The sequence below is a fragment of the Fibrobacter succinogenes genome (genome assembly GCF_902779965.1).
Lineage (GTDB): Bacteria > Fibrobacterota > Fibrobacteria > Fibrobacterales > Fibrobacteraceae > Fibrobacter > Fibrobacter succinogenes_F.
Genome location: NZ_CACZDK010000008.1, coordinates 38,705 through 57,665, shown reverse-complemented (window position 1 = coordinate 57,665; position 18,961 = coordinate 38,705). Strand labels below are relative to the sequence as shown.

General features: G+C 48.3%; 18 protein-coding genes. 2 read left to right on the top strand and 16 right to left on the bottom strand.

What is annotated here, in order from left to right; all coding sequences use genetic code 11:
* Positions 1 to 273 precede the first annotated feature (273 nt).
* Positions 274 to 864 carry an inorganic diphosphatase gene (locus tag HUF13_RS05720; protein WP_173474228.1) on the bottom strand — a complete coding sequence of 197 codons (591 nt, stop codon included), beginning with the start codon at positions 862 to 864 and terminating at the stop codon, positions 274 to 276.
* A 124-nt stretch (positions 865 to 988) separates the two neighbouring features.
* Complete coding sequence (locus HUF13_RS05715; RefSeq protein ID WP_173474227.1) at positions 989 to 2,320, bottom strand: BamA/TamA family outer membrane protein; 1,332 nt, start codon at positions 2,318 to 2,320, stop codon at positions 989 to 991.
* Between the two features lie 104 nt (positions 2,321 to 2,424).
* Between HUF13_RS05715 and HUF13_RS05710 the strand changes: the two genes are divergently transcribed.
* Positions 2,425 to 2,889 (top strand): hypothetical protein, encoded by a 465-nt coding sequence (locus HUF13_RS05710; protein ID WP_173474226.1) that lies wholly within the window; start codon positions 2,425 to 2,427, stop codon positions 2,887 to 2,889.
* Positions 2,890 to 3,035: 146 nt separating this feature from the next.
* The gene (locus tag HUF13_RS05705; RefSeq protein ID WP_173474225.1) at positions 3,036 to 5,681 is read left to right on the top strand and encodes an ATP-dependent helicase C-terminal domain-containing protein; all 2,646 of its coding nucleotides are present in this window, start codon (positions 3,036 to 3,038) and stop codon (positions 5,679 to 5,681) included.
* 249 nt (positions 5,682 to 5,930) lie between these two features.
* On the opposite strand, the gene HUF13_RS05700 is transcribed toward HUF13_RS05705, so the two are convergent.
* The 14 genes from HUF13_RS05700 to HUF13_RS05635 all read right to left on the bottom strand — a co-directional run bounded on the left by HUF13_RS05700 (position 5,931) and on the right by HUF13_RS05635 (position 18,923).
* Complete coding sequence (locus tag HUF13_RS05700; protein WP_173474224.1) at positions 5,931 to 7,511, bottom strand: choice-of-anchor I family protein; 1,581 nt, start codon at positions 7,509 to 7,511, stop codon at positions 5,931 to 5,933.
* Positions 7,512 to 7,552: 41 nt separating this feature from the next.
* Positions 7,553 to 8,038, bottom strand: coding sequence for a hypothetical protein (locus HUF13_RS05695; protein WP_173474223.1), 486 nt, complete (start codon positions 8,036 to 8,038; stop codon positions 7,553 to 7,555).
* An 11-nt stretch (positions 8,039 to 8,049) separates the two neighbouring features.
* A complete protein-coding gene (locus HUF13_RS05690) occupies positions 8,050 to 9,009 on the bottom strand; it encodes an adenosine kinase (RefSeq protein ID WP_173474222.1) in 960 nt (319 codons plus the stop codon).
* Positions 9,009 to 9,902: a rhomboid family intramembrane serine protease gene (locus HUF13_RS05685; RefSeq protein ID WP_173474221.1), complete on the bottom strand. Its 894-nt coding sequence runs from the start codon at positions 9,900 to 9,902 to the stop codon at positions 9,009 to 9,011. Before HUF13_RS05685 ends, HUF13_RS05690 begins: the two co-directional genes overlap by 1 nt.
* Positions 9,899 to 10,465 (bottom strand): pantetheine-phosphate adenylyltransferase, encoded by a 567-nt coding sequence (coaD, locus tag HUF13_RS05680; protein WP_173474220.1) that lies wholly within the window; start codon positions 10,463 to 10,465, stop codon positions 9,899 to 9,901. The genes HUF13_RS05685 and coaD overlap by 4 nt, the downstream gene beginning before the upstream one ends.
* Positions 10,466 to 10,607: 142 nt before the next feature.
* Complete coding sequence (gene rsmD, locus HUF13_RS05675) at positions 10,608 to 11,138, bottom strand: 16S rRNA (guanine(966)-N(2))-methyltransferase RsmD (protein ID WP_173474219.1); 531 nt, start codon at positions 11,136 to 11,138, stop codon at positions 10,608 to 10,610.
* Between the two features lies 1 nt (position 11,139).
* Positions 11,140 to 12,132, bottom strand: a complete 993-nt coding sequence (locus HUF13_RS05670; RefSeq protein ID WP_173474218.1) for a hypothetical protein — start codon at positions 12,130 to 12,132, stop codon at positions 11,140 to 11,142.
* Positions 12,129 to 13,040, bottom strand: a complete 912-nt coding sequence (gene pilM / locus HUF13_RS05665; protein ID WP_173474217.1) for a type IV pilus biogenesis protein PilM — start codon at positions 13,038 to 13,040, stop codon at positions 12,129 to 12,131. The genes HUF13_RS05670 and pilM overlap by 4 nt, the downstream gene beginning before the upstream one ends.
* A gap of 32 nt (positions 13,041 to 13,072) precedes the next feature.
* Positions 13,073 to 13,630 carry a helix-hairpin-helix domain-containing protein gene (locus HUF13_RS05660; RefSeq protein WP_173474216.1) on the bottom strand — a complete coding sequence of 186 codons (558 nt, stop codon included), beginning with the start codon at positions 13,628 to 13,630 and terminating at the stop codon, positions 13,073 to 13,075.
* Positions 13,627 to 14,370 (bottom strand): 3-deoxy-manno-octulosonate cytidylyltransferase, encoded by a 744-nt coding sequence (locus HUF13_RS05655; protein WP_304038861.1) that lies wholly within the window; start codon positions 14,368 to 14,370, stop codon positions 13,627 to 13,629. Before HUF13_RS05655 ends, HUF13_RS05660 begins: the two co-directional genes overlap by 4 nt.
* Before the next feature lie 6 nt (positions 14,371 to 14,376).
* Positions 14,377 to 14,658, bottom strand: a complete 282-nt coding sequence (gatC, locus tag HUF13_RS05650) for an Asp-tRNA(Asn)/Glu-tRNA(Gln) amidotransferase subunit GatC (RefSeq protein ID WP_015732335.1) — start codon at positions 14,656 to 14,658, stop codon at positions 14,377 to 14,379.
* A gap of 133 nt (positions 14,659 to 14,791) precedes the next feature.
* Positions 14,792 to 15,082, bottom strand: coding sequence for a hypothetical protein (locus tag HUF13_RS05645; RefSeq protein WP_173474215.1), 291 nt, complete (start codon positions 15,080 to 15,082; stop codon positions 14,792 to 14,794).
* A 392-nt stretch (positions 15,083 to 15,474) separates the two neighbouring features.
* A complete protein-coding gene (locus HUF13_RS05640) occupies positions 15,475 to 16,101 on the bottom strand; it encodes an AgmX/PglI C-terminal domain-containing protein (protein WP_304038859.1) in 627 nt (208 codons plus the stop codon).
* Positions 16,102 to 16,379: 278 nt separating this feature from the next.
* Positions 16,380 to 18,923, bottom strand: coding sequence for an ATP-dependent helicase (locus HUF13_RS05635; RefSeq protein WP_173474213.1), 2,544 nt, complete (start codon positions 18,921 to 18,923; stop codon positions 16,380 to 16,382).
* Positions 18,924 to 18,961: the final 38 nt, after the last annotated feature.

Sequence of the window (18,961 nt, the reverse complement as noted above, 5' to 3'; positions counted from 1 at the left end):
TCACAATAAAACAAACCCCGGCACAAGGCCGAGGTAAATTATCCACAGCAAACTAGCCCGAACTCCGGGGGCTAGTATTATATCGATTTACCGCTTCGCGTCGCTCGCCTTTAAATTAAAAAACAACTTCGTTGTTTTTTAGATATTGCGCCTCGGTTATAAAAACGAGCAAGCTCGTTTTTGCAACACTCGGCTTATATCAACTTACCGCTTTGCGGTTCTCTAATATGCGGCTCGGCTATACCCGTGCAAGCACGGTCGCAGCACTCGCCTTTAGATTAGTTCTTCAGCGGTGATTTTTTCGTCGTGTTCGGGTTCCTGGTAGCAGGATTCCGGCACTTGAACCTGATTCTGGAAATAAGCCTTGTGCGCCGCAATCACTATTTCACGAGCAAAAGCGGCGTTCTTCCATTCACCAATCTGCACGTCCTTGCCTTCCAGTTCCTTGTAGTTCTGGAAAAAGTTCTTCGTAATGCGGAGGAACATTTGGTCGACATCGGTAATATCGCAGAACGGACGCGGGTTAAATATAGGCACGCCCAAAACCTTGTAGTCCTTCTTGCCGCCATCAGTCATGTCAAGCGCACCAATGACGCGGCATGTGCAAACCGTTCCCGTAATCATGGAAGCCGGGCTATAAATCAGCATATCCAAAGCGTCACCATCGTCAGCCTTGGTACTCGGGATAAAACCGTACGTGCAAGGATAGCTCATGGAACTCAAAAGGCAACGGTCCAGACGAAACACGTGCAAACGTTCATCATATTCATACTTCAAGTTCGTGTCTTTGCCGATTTCCACGACGCAATCCACTTCATAGGGATACTTGCGTCCAATAGGAAGATCCAGATAATTAATTGCCATTTGTTCTCCGTAGGCCCACATCGAGCCTCATTATCTTTTTGTTACAACTGTAAGTGCTAATTTAGTATTTATCCAAAAAACGTAAAGGATTTATTTACCTAGATGTAACTAATTATACTTATTATCAGCGTCCACGCCAACGTTGCGTCGTCGTTTTGCCCGAAATCCCCCAAGTAAACTTCGGCTCACCTTTGTCTGGGCTGTAGCCGACTTCAAAGCGGATTCGATCAAGCGCCGGGATTACAAGATGGAGACCGCCATAAAATGCTCCTTCGTAATTTTTCCAGCCAGGCGCCCCTTTGTTCCAAAGCACGCTACCGTCAAAGCCAGCCACCAACTGAATTCCGTAAAAGAAGTTGACACCCCATAGCGAGGCGGAGCGACGATCCAGCAACACAAAACGCTCTTCAAGCGTCAAAAGCATTTCGTGAACGCCCAAGTGCTGAGCATCCGGCCCATCAAGGCCACGGAAAGAGTTTGTTCCACCATGATAGAAATAATCATAAAGCTTCACATCACCAGGACGTAAGCGAACTAAAGCAGTCGCTCCTGTGACAAAGCGGCCCAACGAATAATAGGCACGGGCATCTTCCAAAAATTCGACAAAATTTTCACCACGCGAACCGCCAATACCCACATGCGTCACTGCAGTTTCAAAATAAATTCCCTTGCGGCTGTCCAATTCGCTATCGCGATAATCAACAGCTGCGCCAATTCCAATTTCTGGCAGGAATCCGGGACCACCTTCAAGATAGCGATAAACAATTTTTCCGAGAACTGAAAAATGGGGAATCAATTTCCAGTTTACATCTAAACTAAGTAGCCAACAAGCATCCTTAAATTTACGGAGATCATCCCAACTGTCCGTTCTTGTAAAATCAATATTCCACCCTAGCGGTACATCGAACAAATAAGGTGAACTTGCATAAAAGGCGTACTCGTTCTTTTCAAAAATCGGATCAACCGCAGTGCGGTAATGCACCTCGGCACGAATGTCTTCGCCAAGCACATTCAGATTCGCAAGAGCAAGCCCAAGCATAAGCCCATCGCGATCGGTCGTTTTACTATCTGGCGAAGGTATCCAGCGGAAGATTTCCTTGAAGTGGTAGGTTAATTTAGACGAGAGACGAGAGACGAGAGACGAGAGAGTGTCATTCGGAGCGGAGTGTAACGAAGTCAAAGAATCGACGTCGCAAGAAACGGATATTTCGGTAAACAGGTCGAGATCTTGCAAGCGAAGCTTTTCTGCTTCAAAAGTTTCCTGCGAAAAAACGCCACCCACCTTGTGGGAGAGTTCACGCCATACGACATGCGGCTTTGTGTACTTTAGCCCATCCAAATCAATGGATTCTATTTTTGCTCCGCTGGCACAACCAACAGCAACAGAATCACCAGAATTCTGCCCCGCAAAAGCAAGCGCCGCAGAAAACAAAAAAGCAAAACCGATTATTTTCATAAAATCTATCACTCTCCCCAATATAGAAAAAACAAGGGATTATTTAGCGATTTCAACGGGACTTTGAAAAATTGTTATATTTGGTTCACTAAACTGAGGTGATTATGTTAGACTTTCTCGCAAACTATTGGCCATACCTTGTTGTTCTGGTCGTGGTCATTCTTTTATTCTTTGTTCTCCGCGGATTCCTTAAAGGTTTGAAGGCCAGAAGCCCCTTCAACATGGAAAACATCCGCAAGAGCACCGAGCCGAACTTCCTCGCCCTCCAGCAGAAGTCCAAGGCATTGCTCGCCGACGCCGACATGATTTGCGAAATCAAGCCGGGCAGCGATCAGGTGATTCCCAAAAAGGAAGACGTTAAATTTTTCCGTCGCGCGGTTTCGCAAAAGTTCAAGCTCGCTGTGTTCCAGGTGCCGGGAACGAATAAAGTCGTGTTCTTCTTCTGCAAGACCGAAGCTGGCATCAAGAGAAGGCTCCAGAACTTGGTCATCAACCAGAAGTACCGCGAAGGCAAGCACCCCTACATTGACGAAGCTACCGGCGAAAAACTGAGATACCCAAGAGCTTAGTAGGAAGTAGACAGTAGACTGTCGGAAGTGATGCGACAGCATCTTGAGAGGCAAAGCCGCAAAGGATCCAGTCACTTTCTTTTATATGCCCCGGTCCATTGTACCGGGGTCTGTTTTTTAAAAAGACACAACAAGAGACACGCCCAATGCGCACGTACAAAGATTTAGCTATAGCCGAAGAAGAAGACAAGCTTGTCCACGCCATCGAAACGTCGCGGAATTTGCTTATCGAAGCGCCTACCGGTAGCGGTAAATCTTTGTACATTCCGTGGTTCTTGAGCAAACGCTTTAGCGGGCGCATTGTTGTTTTGCAGCCAAGACGAATTGCAGCTCTGGCCCTCGCCCAATACTCAGCGAAATTGCACAACGAACCGTGCGGCAAAACAGTCGGTTACCAGTTCAGGCAAGACAGTTGCAAATCAAGCGAAACAAGAATTTTATTCCAGACGTACGGTAACTTTTTGCAGGAACTTTTGCATGGAAAGCTAAACGCCGATTGGGTGGTGTTTGACGAATACCACGAGCGCCGTGCTGACATGGATTTGCTGTTTGCGTATTTGACGGGAAATGCGAATATGCCGCGAATCGCAGTGATGTCGGCGGCATTGAACCGCAATGAACTCGAAGCCGCGCTTGGCGTAAAATGCTTGCAGCTCGGGCACCCGCTTTATCCTGTACAAATTCTGCACCAGAAGCCCGCCGCCGGCATAAACATTGCCGCAGGCCAAGGAATCGAAAGCGAAGTCGTGCGTGCATTACGCACATTGTACCGCAATAACATTTGGCAAACGACGCTCGTATTCTTGCCGGGTAAAGCTGAAATTGCACGTTGCCACACCGCCGCAAGCGAGGCGCTTGGCGACAATGTCGCGGAGTTCCTTGAGCTCTACGGCGGTCAAGATCGTGAAACGCAAGACCGCATTTTCGAAGAAACAGAACGCCCTCGCGTTATCTTTACAACCAACATCGCAGAAACTTCTATTACAGTGCCAAACGTGACAGGCGTTGTCGATAGCGGTATCGAGCGCGTGAACGAATACGACGACAGCAAAAAAGTAAACGTCTTGCGCACACTGCCAATTTCGTTGCAAAACGCCATCCAGCGCAGCGGTCGCAGTGGCCGTACGCAAAACGGCTGCGCCATTCGCCTTTGGACTGAAGATACCGAGAAGCACATGCCGCAAGGGATTGTGCCCGAAGTATTGCAAATCGAGCCCTCGGAACTCATACTGCAAAAAGCAGCGCTGGAAGTAGACGAGAGGAGATGCCCGATCAAGTCGGGCATGACAAGTGTTGATATAGAAAAGACAACAGCAAAAAGTTATTCTAGAGCGGAACAAGGTGAAGCGATAGAATCCATCACATTGCCCACGGCGATTCCTGAAGCGCGCGAAAAGACCGCCATAGCAATGCTCGAAAAATTCGGCATGCTCATTGACGGGCGTATCACGAATCTCGGCAAACGCGCCATCCAAACGCCTATTTCAAACATTCCACTTGCATTGATTTTGGCAAAAGCAAACAGCGCCGCAGACCTCCCCGACTTACTCCTCGCTGCTATGGCATGGATCCACTCGGGAACCGAGTTTGTTCAAAAATCTAAAATTTCATTGGACTTGCTCACGCTCGCCAAGGACACACTTTCAAAAGCAATAAATGCTCCGCGCGAAGTCTCATTTACGCTAAAGCAATTGAGAGATTATCGGGATAAGATAGCTTCGCCTACGGCGAACGACAGGCATGACAATCGACGTCATTGCGCTCCACAAAAGAGCGAAGCTCCGACCTCACACCTCATAGCCCAAAGCCTTCTCGCCGCTTTCCCCGATGCTCTTGCAACACCAAGCGGTAATGTTTACAAATTAAGCAACGGCAACACCATCCGCCTACAGGTGGCCGAGCCCCCTTACGCGATACTCGCGCTTTCGATGCTCCGCACCGAAGCAGGTACCAAGTCCGAATTGCGCGTAAACCTTTATGCCCCCATTCCAAAAGAATTGCTCGGCGGCGATAGCGAAATCATTCGCTACGAACTGCTGTGGCGCAGCGGTCAAGAACGCTTTATCGGCATCGAGATTCACGAAAACGAAAGCCCCAACGGCGATGTGCGCGAAACAAGCCGCAAAGAAATTCTCCCACAAGAAGCATCGTCCAAAGTTCTTGAAAATCTCAAAGAGTTCACGGTCGATGCCTGGCGCGACAAGCTCGAAAAAGAAAATTGGACAGGCCGCTACCTCACGGAAAATTTGCAGACACTTCTTATCAAGATGCGCCTTGCCGCAAAGCTTTATCCGGAATACGGTCTCCCGGAATTCAACGACGAAGACATGGAACTCATTTTCAACGAGCTTACCGACGGAATCTTTTTGCTGCGCGACATCAACGAAGATCGTTACAGAAACATTGTCGAAGATTACTTCGGAAAGTCCATGTTAGCTTGGCTGCAAAAGACGTTCCCCGATCACTACGTTCTCCCCAACGGCAAACGCGCCCGCTACAGCTACCAAGCAGTCGCTACCGCCGACGAACAGAGCAGCGGTAAAATTGTACAAAGCGCAGATGGAGTTCTCGTTGAAATTTCCGCGCGCATCGAAGATTTTATGCAACTCCGCGGAGAACACAAAATCGCCGACGGAAAGCTCAAAGTGCGTTACGACATTCTAGCGCCGAACTTCCGCACGATACAAAAAACATGGGACCTCACGAGTTTCTGGCAAAACACCTACGCTGAAGTCCGTAAGGAATTACGCGGAAGATACCCAAAGCACCCGTGGCCTGAAAAAATCATGTAATTTCAAGCATCAGCAATTACGGCTCAGCTATGTTTGCACAAGTGCAACCGCAGCATTCGCCTTTGATGCTTTTGACGCCTACGGCGTCAGCGGCTTCACTCGGTTATGCCGGTTTGCAAGCAGCCCGTCGCAACACTCGTTTTGCGCGCTACTGCGAAGAAAATACCTTGGCCGACGCTTTTTGTAATAAAAAACGCTAATCCATTTAATAATATTACAGCACCTAAAATTTACTGTAACACTAAGAAGTTACTTCACAGCGTACACCGCGAGGGTTTTGCTGTACTCGTAGCCAACAATCAAGAGCGGTTCGCCGTTCGGGCTCTTTTCGGCAGGAATAAACAATATGCCTTCGGGGCCGCGGTCTTTCGGGTTCAAATAAAAATCCACAATTTTCGGGGCATTCCCTTTTTCAACACCCGTAATATCGAACACGGCCACAGCGCTCGTGCGTTCAAGACCCGCAAATACATAACGTTTTTCGCCAACGACACCCGTCGTCACATTTTCCGGTTCGCAGCCTTTATCTTCGCTGCGAGCGTCCATCTTGACTTTACCTTTCTTAGAATTCCAGTTAAAGTAATCCGGAGCAACCTTGGCCATCGTTTGTTCAAAAACGTCACCGGAATCCCACATCAAATGCCCAGTTGCACCATCAAAAATGCTAATGGAACGCGATCCAAAAGAATACATGTAAGGACACTTGCCATTGGCAGTCTTATCGGGAGCAACATCGCAACGTTCCAAACTGCTCACAGTCACATTTTTCAGGTCCTCCAGCACACTCGCCGTAAACACATCCGGGTCAAGCACGCCCTGCTGCGAAAGCATCATCGGAGTGGTCACATCGGTCCAAGCCTTGTAATCATTGACTGGAGCGCCTTCATTCGCCGTCACGACAAACGTCTTGTTGTTTACCGAGAACGATGAAATTCCATCCGGCTGGCGCAAGCCACGCAATGGATAATTCTTAATTTCAATAGCCTTATTCTTCTTGACATCAAGCCCGTTACCCAACACAGAATGGTCCACATAACCGAGCGGGTACACATCCATTATTTTCTTTGCGGCCACGTCAAACTTCACAAGAGCATTATTTTCTTGCAAACTAATCCACGCGGTTTTAGAATCACCAGAAACCGTAATGTATTCCGGTTCTAGCGACTGGACAAAGCTTTTCACTCCAGTCTTGCGGACACCCTTTGCCATCAACGCGAGCGAGTCAAGCCCATTAAAACCCACTACCGTTTTTTGCGGCTTTTTCCAAGCTTTCGCAAAGTCTGCCGCATTCGTAGGTGCATTAACACCCGCAATCGTCAAAACGCCAATGCCACCTTCCGGGTCTTCAGAGAACGTCTCGTCAGGAGAACCTTCACAAGCGACAAGCAAATTCTTTCCATCCGGCGTAAACGTAATCATGTCAGGCATGTAACAGAGTTCATGCAAACCCAGAACTTCAAGTTTCTTGTTGTAGCGCATCACCTGCACATGGCCTTTTTTCCATTCAGGATTATTTAAAAGACTTACGGCCACGAGGTCTCCGTGCACCGTCACGCTTGAGGCGCCACCCGGCAACTTGATATCGTTCAGTTTTTTAGGGTTCAGTGGATCAGCCAAATCCACAATTTCCAAGACATTTTCACCACCGACCACAAACAGCAAGTTCTTTTCGGGCATGAACGCCGAAATTTCTGCAGTTACCATGGGAATCGAAGCCACCTGCTTTAGCGCCGTTCCCATCTGGAACGGGCCCGCCGGAACATCCGACTTTTTGGCAAACGATACGCCCGAGCACAATAGTAAACTCACGGCTAAAGCGGTACACTTCATACAATCTCTCCCATGCGGCACAGCCGCGATTTTTCCAAGCCTCAATCGAGAATCAGCCACATAATAAGCATGCCAAGTCCAAAACTTGCAGCCATAGACGCCGACTGAATCATGACATCGGACTTACCCTTTTCTTTGTCAGCTTTTTCCTTGGCTTCCTGCTTTTCAGCTTGTTCCTGACTTGCTTGAACAGCGACACTCAAAGCCTTGGCGCAGGTTTCGTTGTTTTTCTTAAGCGTGTTGTAGCTCTGTTCCCAGTTTTCGCACTTTGCACGTTCCAATTCTAAATCCGAACGGAGCGCCTTTTTTTCTACAGTGCAAGCGCTATCATGGAGCGCCATCACGCTATCGCGAACCGCAAGTTCGGCAATGAGTTCGGCTTTTTCAGCCGCATTCGCACTCGATGCCGCAGCACCATCAGTCACACTTTTAGCACTCTGCGCCAGAGCCGGCGATACGGCAAAAGCAGAAACAAACAAAACAGAAACAGCCAACGATTTTACAAAAGAGCGAACAACAGAAACCATACAAGCCTCAATTACATCTGGGCCAAGATGCGCTTCCAGCCATCTTCCGGAATTTGCGCACCCATCACCTGAACGACTTCGTTCGAAACGATACTACCGAGATTGCCCGCGCGTTCCATGTCCCAGCCGTTCATGTAGCCGTAGAGGAATCCCGATGCCCAGAGGTCTCCGGCACCCGTCGTATCGATTGCCTTAGCGGACCCAGCCGACACGCGAGTAATCTTACCGTCCTTTGCAATCAAGGCGCCGCGCTTGCCAATCTTCACCACAGCGACCTTAGCCTTCTTGGCAAGGACTTCGAGAGCGGCTTCTTCCTTGACACCTGCATAAGCAAAAGCTTCGTCTTCGTTTGCAATGATGATATCAATCATCTTATTTTCGAAAAGTTCATCGAACAGCTTGCGGCAGGCATCGACCACGCCAAACGAGCTAAAGTCAAGCGCCGTTTCTACACCGAGGCTGCGAGCCAATTCAAAAGACTTCTTGAAGCATTCGCCGTTGAACGCACGATAGCCTTCGGCATACAAAAGCCCCACACCGTCATAAAGCGCAGGCGTAAAATCATCAGAGCCCAAGAAATCGGAAGCACCGAGATAAGTCCACATGGAACGCTGTGCATCTGGCGTCACTGCAGAGAAAACGCAACCCGTGGCAGCACAAGAAAGCCCGACCTTAGATTCGACACCGTTATTCTTCAAGTGATCTTGGAAAAGCTTGCCGAGTTCATCATCGCCCACTTTGCTGATAAAAGCGGCCTTGCCACCGAGACGAGCCACGCCCACCATCGTATTGCAAGTCGAGCCGCCCGGCACGCGAATCGGATTTTCGAGAGAACCAAGGAACTTTTCCATCTGCGGCCAATCAACCATGTTCATGCCGCCCTTCTGCACACCTTGAGCAGCAATCCATTCATCGCTCACGTTAGCCAAAATATCAACAAGGGCTGCGCCCATACCAAGTACTTTTTTCATTAGAATCCTCCGCGACGGCGACGTATACGGTCGCCCGCTTTTAATAAAAATTCACGTTCAGTTTCACTCAAAGACTGGATGCCTTCGCGCTCCACTTTTTTAAGAATTTCATCCATGCGCTGCTGTTCGTTTACGTAGAACACTTCGCCTTCGAGCACTTCCGGTTCTTCGACGCTATCACGCTGATAAGAACGCGAGCGAGATTTTCCTTCATCATACTTTTCGGGATTGCTCGAAAACAGGCGGAAAATAGCAGAAAGCGGCGAATGGTAAAGCACCTTCGGTCCGTTCTGGTAAACAGCCATGTAAAGGAATCCGGCAACAACACCGCCCAGATGAGCAAAGTGCGCAATCATGTCGCCCGAATTTGCAAAAAGGATATCGAGCGCAATCATCACCCATATAGCATGCTTAATCTTCATCGGGATGATAAAGAACATGAGCAGCATGCGCTCCGGGAAGAACTTATAATAGGCCACAAACACGCCCATCAAGGCGCCCGACGCACCGATAATCGGATTGTTCGTAAGGCCGAGTAAGCACATGAAAAAGCTGAACAATGCCGCAAAAATCCCGCAGAAAAAATACATGGCGACAAAGTGACGCGAGCCCATCCATTCAGCCACCTCGGAACCGAACATCCACAACATCAGCATGTTGAAGAAGAAATGCATAAAGTCAAAATGGATGAACATGTACGTCACGTAACGCCACAATTCAAGCGGAACCCTTGGCATAAAAGCTCCGTAGTAACTGATATAGTCCGTCAGGCTGCCATAGCCAGCCCCCAAGTCAACCTCAAGCCCGCGCCCCAAGAAAGCGATGATAAAGATAGCCGCATTTGCAAGCAACAGCGTTCGCAATGCACCGGGTAAATATTTAAATGGCTTCATATAACCTTCCTAAACTCTTTTAAAAGCATTGAGACCATATTTTTCGGAATGAATTTCGAGAGGACCGCCTTCTGTTCGGCATTGCTTTTGGAAGCGCCGCACTTGAGGAGTTCGCGCACAAGGGAACTGCTGACCACGAGATGTTCCTGCGCACTGAGCAAGAGCACCGTTTCGACATCGTCAAAAAGCACCTTGTTGTTCCAGGCAACCGCCTGCTCCGCATCCAAGTCTGACGCATTACGAATGCCACGCAACAAGTAACGAGCCCCCACGGACTTCATAAAATCAACCGTGAGCCCGCCATGAACTGCAACCTTTACATTCGGGATTTCAGAAACAGCAGCCTCCACTAGCGCCTTACGCGTTTCGGCATCAAACATGTTCTTCTTATTTGCGTTCTGCGCGACAACGACAATCAAAGAATCAAACATGCCCGCAGCACGTTTTACAAGGTCAAAATGCCCCACCGTAAACGGGTCGAATGAACCAGCGAACACCGCCACACGGGATTCGCGGCTAGCCTCCAAAGCAGCCCCACTTAGTTTCTTCGATTTCCACTCCATGTAGTATAATTTACAAAAATGCGAATAAAAAATGTAAGCTATGAGGTATGGGCACGGTACTTCGTACCTTTGAGCTATGGGATATAAGTAAAAACCCAAAGCGAAGCGAGCCCAAAGGGGCTTTAGCCCCGACCTGACAAGCTCATTTTCTGAAAATTACCAACGACGATTCCCCGTAGCGGCGAACCTGGCCTTCGCTAGCCCATTCGGGCAACTTGCGGCTCGGAGCTTCAAAAACAGCGACACCACCAGGATTCAACCACTCGATAAAAGGCCGTAAATCCGGGTAATCCATATCCTTGAATGGCGGATCGGCATAAATCAAATCAAAACCGCCATTGGCGCAAACGATTTCCCGTTTGAGAGTAAGAACATTTGTCTCAAATAGTCTGAGCTTAGACTCCGCACCCACGGACTTGTACGAACGCTCTATCATTTTCGCCTGCGGACGAGCCAGTTCCACCGCAGTAACGCTTTCGGCACCACGGCTTACCGCCTCAAGCCCCATAATGCCGCTCCCGGCAAAAAGGTCCAGCATGCGAAAGCCTTCGACCCCCTGCAATATGTTAAAGAGAGCTTCCCTTGTTCGGGAAGCTGTAGGACGTGTTTTCATGGTGTCCGGGGACTCGATATTGCGCCCCCGCAATGAACCGCCAGTAATACGAATAGGCATACTAGCGAAGCACAAACATTTCGACGCGCATGTTCGTAATCAGGAACTTCTTGGCATATCTGAGATCAGCCTTAGAAACACCCATGCGAATCGGTGAATTTGCAAAGACATTAAAGAAGTTCAGCAAATCCGCAAAGTCAGCCGTCGATGAAACGTTGTACGCATAGCGTTTGAACACACCGAAGTCTTCGATAACAGGCTTTTCCAAGCCCTTCAAAGAAACCTTGTTCGAAGAAGCTAGAGTCTTGAAAGCCTTAATTTCAGCCGAGACCTCGCTTGTAGGAACAAAGCCGCGCACAGCATCGAGACGCACCTGCGGTACAGAGAACTGTCCAAATGCAGCGATTTCAGTTGCGGCCTCCGATGCAATCGGCGACTGGAAAGACTTACTTACAGCTTTAAGCCTATCCATAAGCGTATGCTGCGAGGAGGCCTTCATAGCAATACCGCGCAGGTAATAATAGTTCGGAGCCTGATAAACACATTCCGAGAAGCCGACATCGTCAGGCACAGCCGTATTCAAGAAAGAAAGGAACTGTGCAAGCGAAGTTTTCTGGTACGAAAGTTTTTCAAGCGGGAGATAGCTGTTGTAGCCCGTTCGTTTGTTATTAAACAGTGCTTGCGGTTTGATTTCACCCACGAGATCTTTCACAGACATCGCTGCACGAGCCTTCGCCACAGCTTCTTGCTGTTCAGCAATTTGTTCGGCGGTCGGACCAGCAGGCGCCGTTGGCTTCGGAGCAGTTGTCTTTTTAGCCCCAATCAAACTCAAATAAGAGTCTGGGAGAACTCCATCCAACGCCCCCGGTACACCCTTTATACTCAAGACGCAGCTAAAGGCGACAAAAGCAAATAAAGCCGCAGCGGCAATCGTCAGATACTTTCTCTTGACGCGACGTTCCACATCCGCAACGTTCGTCACATGTACATGCTGAGATACACTACCGATGGAGGAAGTTCTTTCCGCCACCGCAATAAGGTTCATATGAATCATACACCCTCCATCTGGTTCAAGGCAGCACCAACTGCACCGACACAGTAAACCATGTTAACGGGGTCCACACCATCGTCTGACGGAAGCTGAGTCAAAGACCTCAACAGCGACACATCGTAATTGCCCAACTTGCCCATCAGGAGTTCGACAAAGGAATCTTCCGATGCCATTTCTCCGCACAAGCGAACATCAGTCACTCCGTTGACACCATTTTCAGATTCCGCCAACTTCATCTGTTCAACAACTTCATCGGCAAGGATCGGGTATGCGGCATCGGCAGTCTTACCCACCATCGAAAGCGTAGAAACACAGCGCAACGCCAAGAGTTCGTCACGGCGCATCCAAGCAATCGTCACGCCGTCAAAGTCAGCCTTCACGACGCAGACCGCATCCTTAATCTTTTCACCAACATCCATCACGTTCATGAGTGAAAGCACATCGACTTCTAAGGACTTCGGAGCAAGCCCGCGAGAGCGGAAACCCTTGCGAAGTGCATCGACCCATTCCTTGCGGACAGCCATCACTAGTTCATTATAGCCCAAAGAATCATCGCCACTTAACGTCATGGAATCGACAATATAAGCATCCACGCCCGCATTCGTGAAAAGCTCCATATACCATTTCAGGTACTGCTCCTTGTTCGAAGCTGCCTCAGACGGTATATAGACCTTGCGGATAATCGACATTTTTGCAGGGACAGTAACTGAAGTCGCTACGATATCCTTAATCTGATTCTCATCGATCCACTGCTGGAGAGTGCTTTCGAAAAGGAAGATATCATAAATAGGGTTGCACTCCACCGGGAGGACTGCCAGTTTGACAACCTTCTTTGCAGAAGAGTCCACCAGAGCGACCTTCATATAATGGTCGCCGACTTCAACACCAAGGTATAACTTTGATTCGCTCATATATATACTTATGTAAAGTTTTCTTCCTAAAACTAATCAAAAATTATCGATTGTAGCATGTTTTCAAGTTTTTTCTTTCCAATTCCATGCACTTTTTTCAAATCTGAGGCATTTTTGAAGGGTCCAGAGGCATTTCTGCGCTCAATTATTTTCTCCGCGAGCTTGGGCCCCACCCCTTTTAGCGCACATAAATCATCCACACTGGCACTATTAATATGGAGTGGAAGTTTAACCTTTTTCTTCAGTTTCCGGTGACGTTCTGCAGCCAGCGGTCGATTTTCATGATCCGACATGGCAAGTTCTGCCAGAGAATCTACTTTATTCATAGCAATCAAAGAATCCGCACTGGCTATAGCAGACGAAACATTCTTTTCATTCCTTTCTAGCGTAGAAATCGTCAAAGCCCCAGGCGTAGCCGTTTCGAGATTTGCCTTTTCAGGAGATGACGGAGGCGAGTTCGCGACAACAACAGCACCACCGACCTCGAATGATTCGATAGACGGGAGCCCCCAAGGGAGATAACGGACGATTAGACCAATTGTAAAAAGGATTATTGCGAGTTTGAGTATTCTTTTTTCAGATGCGTTCATTGCCTTTTCTGTTCATGTTCATCTAGAGAAGGATATAGCAAACGATCTAATAAAATATTCTCAACGTGGGTTGCGTCCGACGGGACGTCCACCGAGATGCTCGGATACGAGCTCTGGACAATGCGGATAGGGCGGCGCCCAAGGATTCGCATTTGCTCCAGCGAGCGTTCCAGCTCAATTTTGTTCTGCGGAAGCGCCGCAAACTCATCACGAGCTTCGCGAGAGTATGCGTAGATGCCCTGGTGCTGGAACCAGCGGCCCACTTCTGCAGGCGGTACCAACCGAGTAAAGTCGATAGCCTCACCATCGCGAACGAGCACTTTCACGACAGTCTTGAGTTCTGCTTCTGACGGATCTAGCGGACACGCCACCGTCACCCAGCAGTCGGGATGTTCCTCAAGCTCTTTTGCGACATTGCGAAGAACCGAAGGTTCTACAAGCGGCTCATCGCCCTGGAGATTCACGACCAAGTCGAGACCCAGCTTTTTGGCGGCCTCCGCCACACGGTCAGAACCAGTAGCACATTCGCCTGTCATCACGCAGTCAAAGCCTGCCGCCGTGACCACCGCTTCAATTTCTGCGCTATCCGTTGCGCAGACAATGCGGTCGAAACATCCGGCTAGGAGAGCGCGTTCCAAGGTACGAACAACCATCTCCTTGCCGTTGAGCTTCAGGAGAGGTTTTCCCGGGAATCTGGACGAGCCCATGCGGGCCGGAACAATGCAACTGACCTTGTTCAAGGCGAACTACATCACCTTCGGAATAGCGAAATGATCGTTTTCGACAGCCGGAGCATTTGCAAAAGCCTGATCAAGCGTAAAGCCCTGCACCGGAACGTCTTCACGGAGAATAGTAGCGCCGTTTTCGACAGCGGTCATCGGCTCCACATTCGAAAGGTCCAAAGCCTTCAATGCTTCAAGATGGTCGAGCATTTTGTCCAAGTGGCCCTTGATAGCCGGGATATCTTCTTCTGCAATACTCAAGCGAGACAACTTCGCCAGCTTCAATACTTCTTCACGTTCAAGCATAAAAACCTCTTTTCTTACAGAGTGCAAGATAGAAAATTTTAGTGATTAGTGGTTAGTGGTTGGTGATTAGGATTTATGAATTAAGAATAAAAATTTCATTTTTAATTTTTCATCTTTAATTTTTCATTTTTTATCAGGAACGCCTGCTTTGCCGAAGAACTTCAAGCCTAGCCTCCATTTCAGCAATTTGCTCTTCGGACATGCCCATTTCTCGTAGAACTTTTTGTGTGTCAGTACGATTCTGAACAATTTTTGCTTCAGCATTTTCAGCCTTTTGGCGCTCCGCTTCGGCCTTTTTACGTTCCGCTTCAATCAGTTTTTGAGCCTTGACTTGTTCTTCGGTGCGAGCATCGGCAATCCGTTGGCGGTAAACATCGCCGGCACTGACGAAGCCGTACTTTTGTCCAATGCTCTTGAATGCCATGTTCAACTCCTTCAGAACGCCATTTCCTAAAAATAAGTATAACTTTCAGAATCAGCCGATTATTGCCTTTCCGCTAGAATTTGTTCCTTGTAAACATCGCCGGCACTGACGAAGCCGTACTTTTGTCCAATGCTCTTGAATGCCATGTTCAACTCCTTCATAACTTCTTTACCGAGATACTCTATTAAAACCCACTAAGCCGAATGCTGCGGAAAAGCTCGCTTTTCCATTGTTGAGGCGGTGGGGTTTCTAGAAATATAGACTTATTTTTTCGAGCAAACAAGAGAGCTCGTTGCTGGGCATTTTTCGCAATCTCGGCTTGAATTGACGGAACACTTCAAGGAAGGCATCCTTGTCGTAAGCATGCGCCATCGCCGCAATGCCCAAACCTGTCACAGTATCCCCGCAGGCGAGGCAATCGCTATTTCAGAAAAGGTAAACGGAATCGTGACAGTTGTTTTGCCGGATTTTATTTTGCCAAAAGTCCAACAACTTACTTTTTCTTGTATTTCTGCATCAAAATCATAATCTTTTGTTGTAGATGAAAAGATGGAAACATCAAGGATTTCGCCACTAGGGGCAATTGTAATTTTTAACGTAATTACACCCTGAAGACCAGAATTACTTTTCAAACGTTGGTTATAAATATGGCGAAGGCCTGGTGTACGCTGACGAACAACTTTCATAACATCTGAAGCAGAACGATTAGCGTCCTTTTCAAACTTTAAATCAATATCACTAAAAGAAGGAACCTTAACATGGCCCTTTTTAGCATTTTTCCAATAATTTATTCCAGGTCCAGGGAGAATATCTGTCCAAACAGCACCTAAACCACCTTTACCGGAATCCGTCACATACTCCGTTTTATTTTCTTGAGCTACTACCGAACCGTTTTGGCCATTTTCTTCATGGACAATCGTTGAACTGCTTGAAATTTCTTCTTGCCCTTTTTCTTCTTTGCAACCAGAAAGTACAAAGGCAACACTTGCGACGACAATCGCGATGAAAAAATTTTTCATTTTACACATTTCCATATTCGCCTCGCATTCTTTCAGCACTGCAAACGTGAGTACATCTGAATATCATTTACAAAATCGCAAAAACAACGCCAAGTGTTTTTATGAAAATTTACATGCAAAAAAGATTCCCGGTCAAACAGGAAATGAGGTCGCACCCCTAGGGGTGCTTTGAGGTATGGGCTCGGCACTTCGTGCCTTTGGGGTATTAGAGATGCTCAAAGCGAAGCGACCTGATAGGAGCATTTGCTCCGAGCTCATAGCCCATAGCGGCAAAGCCGCTACCCAATCACTTCCAATGCGGCATACTTGAGGATAATAGTGCGATTGATGTTTTCTCGATCAAAGCGAACATCAACGCGAGCGTTGTCGCCACTGCCATAAGCCTTCATGATAACGCCATTGCCGTACTTAGAATGTCGAACACGTACACCGGCCTGATAGGGATTCTGGTTTGCAACCTGGCTATATTCATCGTAAACAACTTTCGGGCCACTCGGAGCCGCAGGCTTCGGTGAAGCCACTTTTATCGGATTGCGATAGACGATATGCTTGTCGTTCTTTTTGATAGAAGCAGGCACCGCCGCCGGGCGCGAACCATAAGAGCCATATGATGAACCGCCATAGCTACCGGAGCCGCTACGCGAGCCATACGAATTGCCGCCGTAAGAGCCAGACGAACGCGAACTTCCATAAGATCCTGACGAACCATAAGACGGACGGGAACCAAAATTCGACGAACCATATGAAGGCTTGGAGCGCGTATTGCCTACAAAATCAGGCACGCCCGGACGCGTATTCAAACACGGCGTAAAGTCCACAACAGACGGATCCAATTCTCTAAGGAATCGGGACGGAGCAAATGGACGGATGTTGCCTTGGAAAAACCTACGTTCCGCATGGTACAGATAAAGTTTCTTTTCAGCACGGGTGCAACCCACGTAGAACAAGCGGCGTTCTTCTTCCATCTGCTCGTTAATTTCGGCCATCGAAAGCATTGACGTTCCGCGCACCAGCGGGAAGATTTCATCATCGCAGCCTGCAAGGTGAACCGTATTAAATTCAAGGCCCTTCGCCATGTGGATTGTCATGAGCGTCACAAGGCCCTTCGACGTATCGACCTTTTTGTCGCCATCCGTCAAAAGTGAAATATCCTGCAAGAACGCATCAAGCGTTGCGCCCGGATGATCTTCGTCAAATTCGCGAATAGCGTTAATCATTTCGTCCAAGTTTGCAATACGTTCGTCGGCGGTGACTTCATCTTCTTTGCGCAAGAAATCTTTATAGCCCGTTTCGTTGATAATCGTTTCGGCAAGAATCGGGAGCGGCGTTTCGCCAGAATTCATCATGTTTTTCCAGCGAATCACAAGGTCAGTAAAGCCTTTAAGCTTTGGAGCGCCACGACTTGTGCCATTAGCCTCGGCCAAGAGGTTATCCCATAACGAGCCCTCGCCCGCTTTCACTTTTGCAAGAACGCCTTCGACAGTCGTCTTGCCAATAGCACGCGGCGGAGTGTTAATCACACGCAAGTAGGCGGCATCGTCTTTTTCATTTGCGAGCACGCGCAAGTACGCCAAAATATCCTTGATTTCCTTGCGGTCCCAGAATCTTGTGCCGCCAAAAATCACCGACGGAATTCGCAAGTCGTTGAGAGCCTTTTCGAGCACACGGGACTGTGCATTCGTGCGGTAGAATACAGCCGTTTTTGCATAAAAATCAGGACCAGCTTGCGCAATAGCCTTTGCAATATTCGATGCTTCGGAACGGTCATCCTCGAAATAGCGCACATGAATGAGTTCGCCCTCTTCTTCCTTGGAAAAAACGTTCTTCTGCATTTCTGCAGGGCGGACGTTATGCGCAATCACAGAACCCGCGCCCTTCACAATATTTGCAGTCGAGCGGTAATTGCGTTCCAGCTTTACAATCGTCACCGGAGCGAAATCGCGGTGGAAATTGCGAATAATCTTGATGTTCGCGCCACGCCAGCCGTAAATACTTTGGTCGTCATCGCCCACCACCGTCACATTCTTCGTTTCTGGATTGATGAGCAATTTCAAAAGTTCGTACTGCACATCGTTCGTGTCTTGGTATTCATCGACCACGACATACTGGAACTGATGACGTAAATGGCGAACAAGCTCCGGCACCATTTGGAGCATCTTGACCGTATTGAAAAGCAAGTCGTCGAAGTCCATCGCGTTCGATTCCGACAGCTTTTTCTGGTAAGCGGCATAGTAACGGGCATTGCGTTCCTGATCGGCGAATTCAGCATTCAGCATCGCGATATCCGGAGTCTGCAATGTTGCCTTGTCGCCTTTGTACAAAATCGTATTCTTGTAGCGCGAAATCGCACCGTGAACCTTTTTCAGTTCGGCGGCATCGTAATCGTCGCCCAAATCGTCCTTCAAGATTTCCTTGAGGATTCGCTTTTGATCATCATCATCATAAATCGAAAAATTCGCATCGAACCATTTTCCGCCAAGCGCCTGAATCACAAAATCTTTTGCGAGGCAGAGTTTCAAAAGCTTAAGGCACACGGAGTGGAACGTGCCCATCCACATAAAAGGCAAGCGATTATTCAACAGTTTCTGAATACGGTCCTTCATTTCGCGGGCGGCCTTGTTCGTAAAGGTCACCGCCAAAACGCGATTGGATTCCACATTGTGGAACGAAACCAAATGGGCAATCTTGTAAGTAATGCAACGCGTCTTTCCAGAACCAGCACCAGCAAGAATCAGCATCGGGCCGTTAATTTTCTTTGCGGCAGCCGCCTGTTCCGGATTCAACTCACGATCTAAAACACTACCATCTACAATATTTGCCATCCTGCACCTCTAGTCGATATACAGATGTGCAATATAGT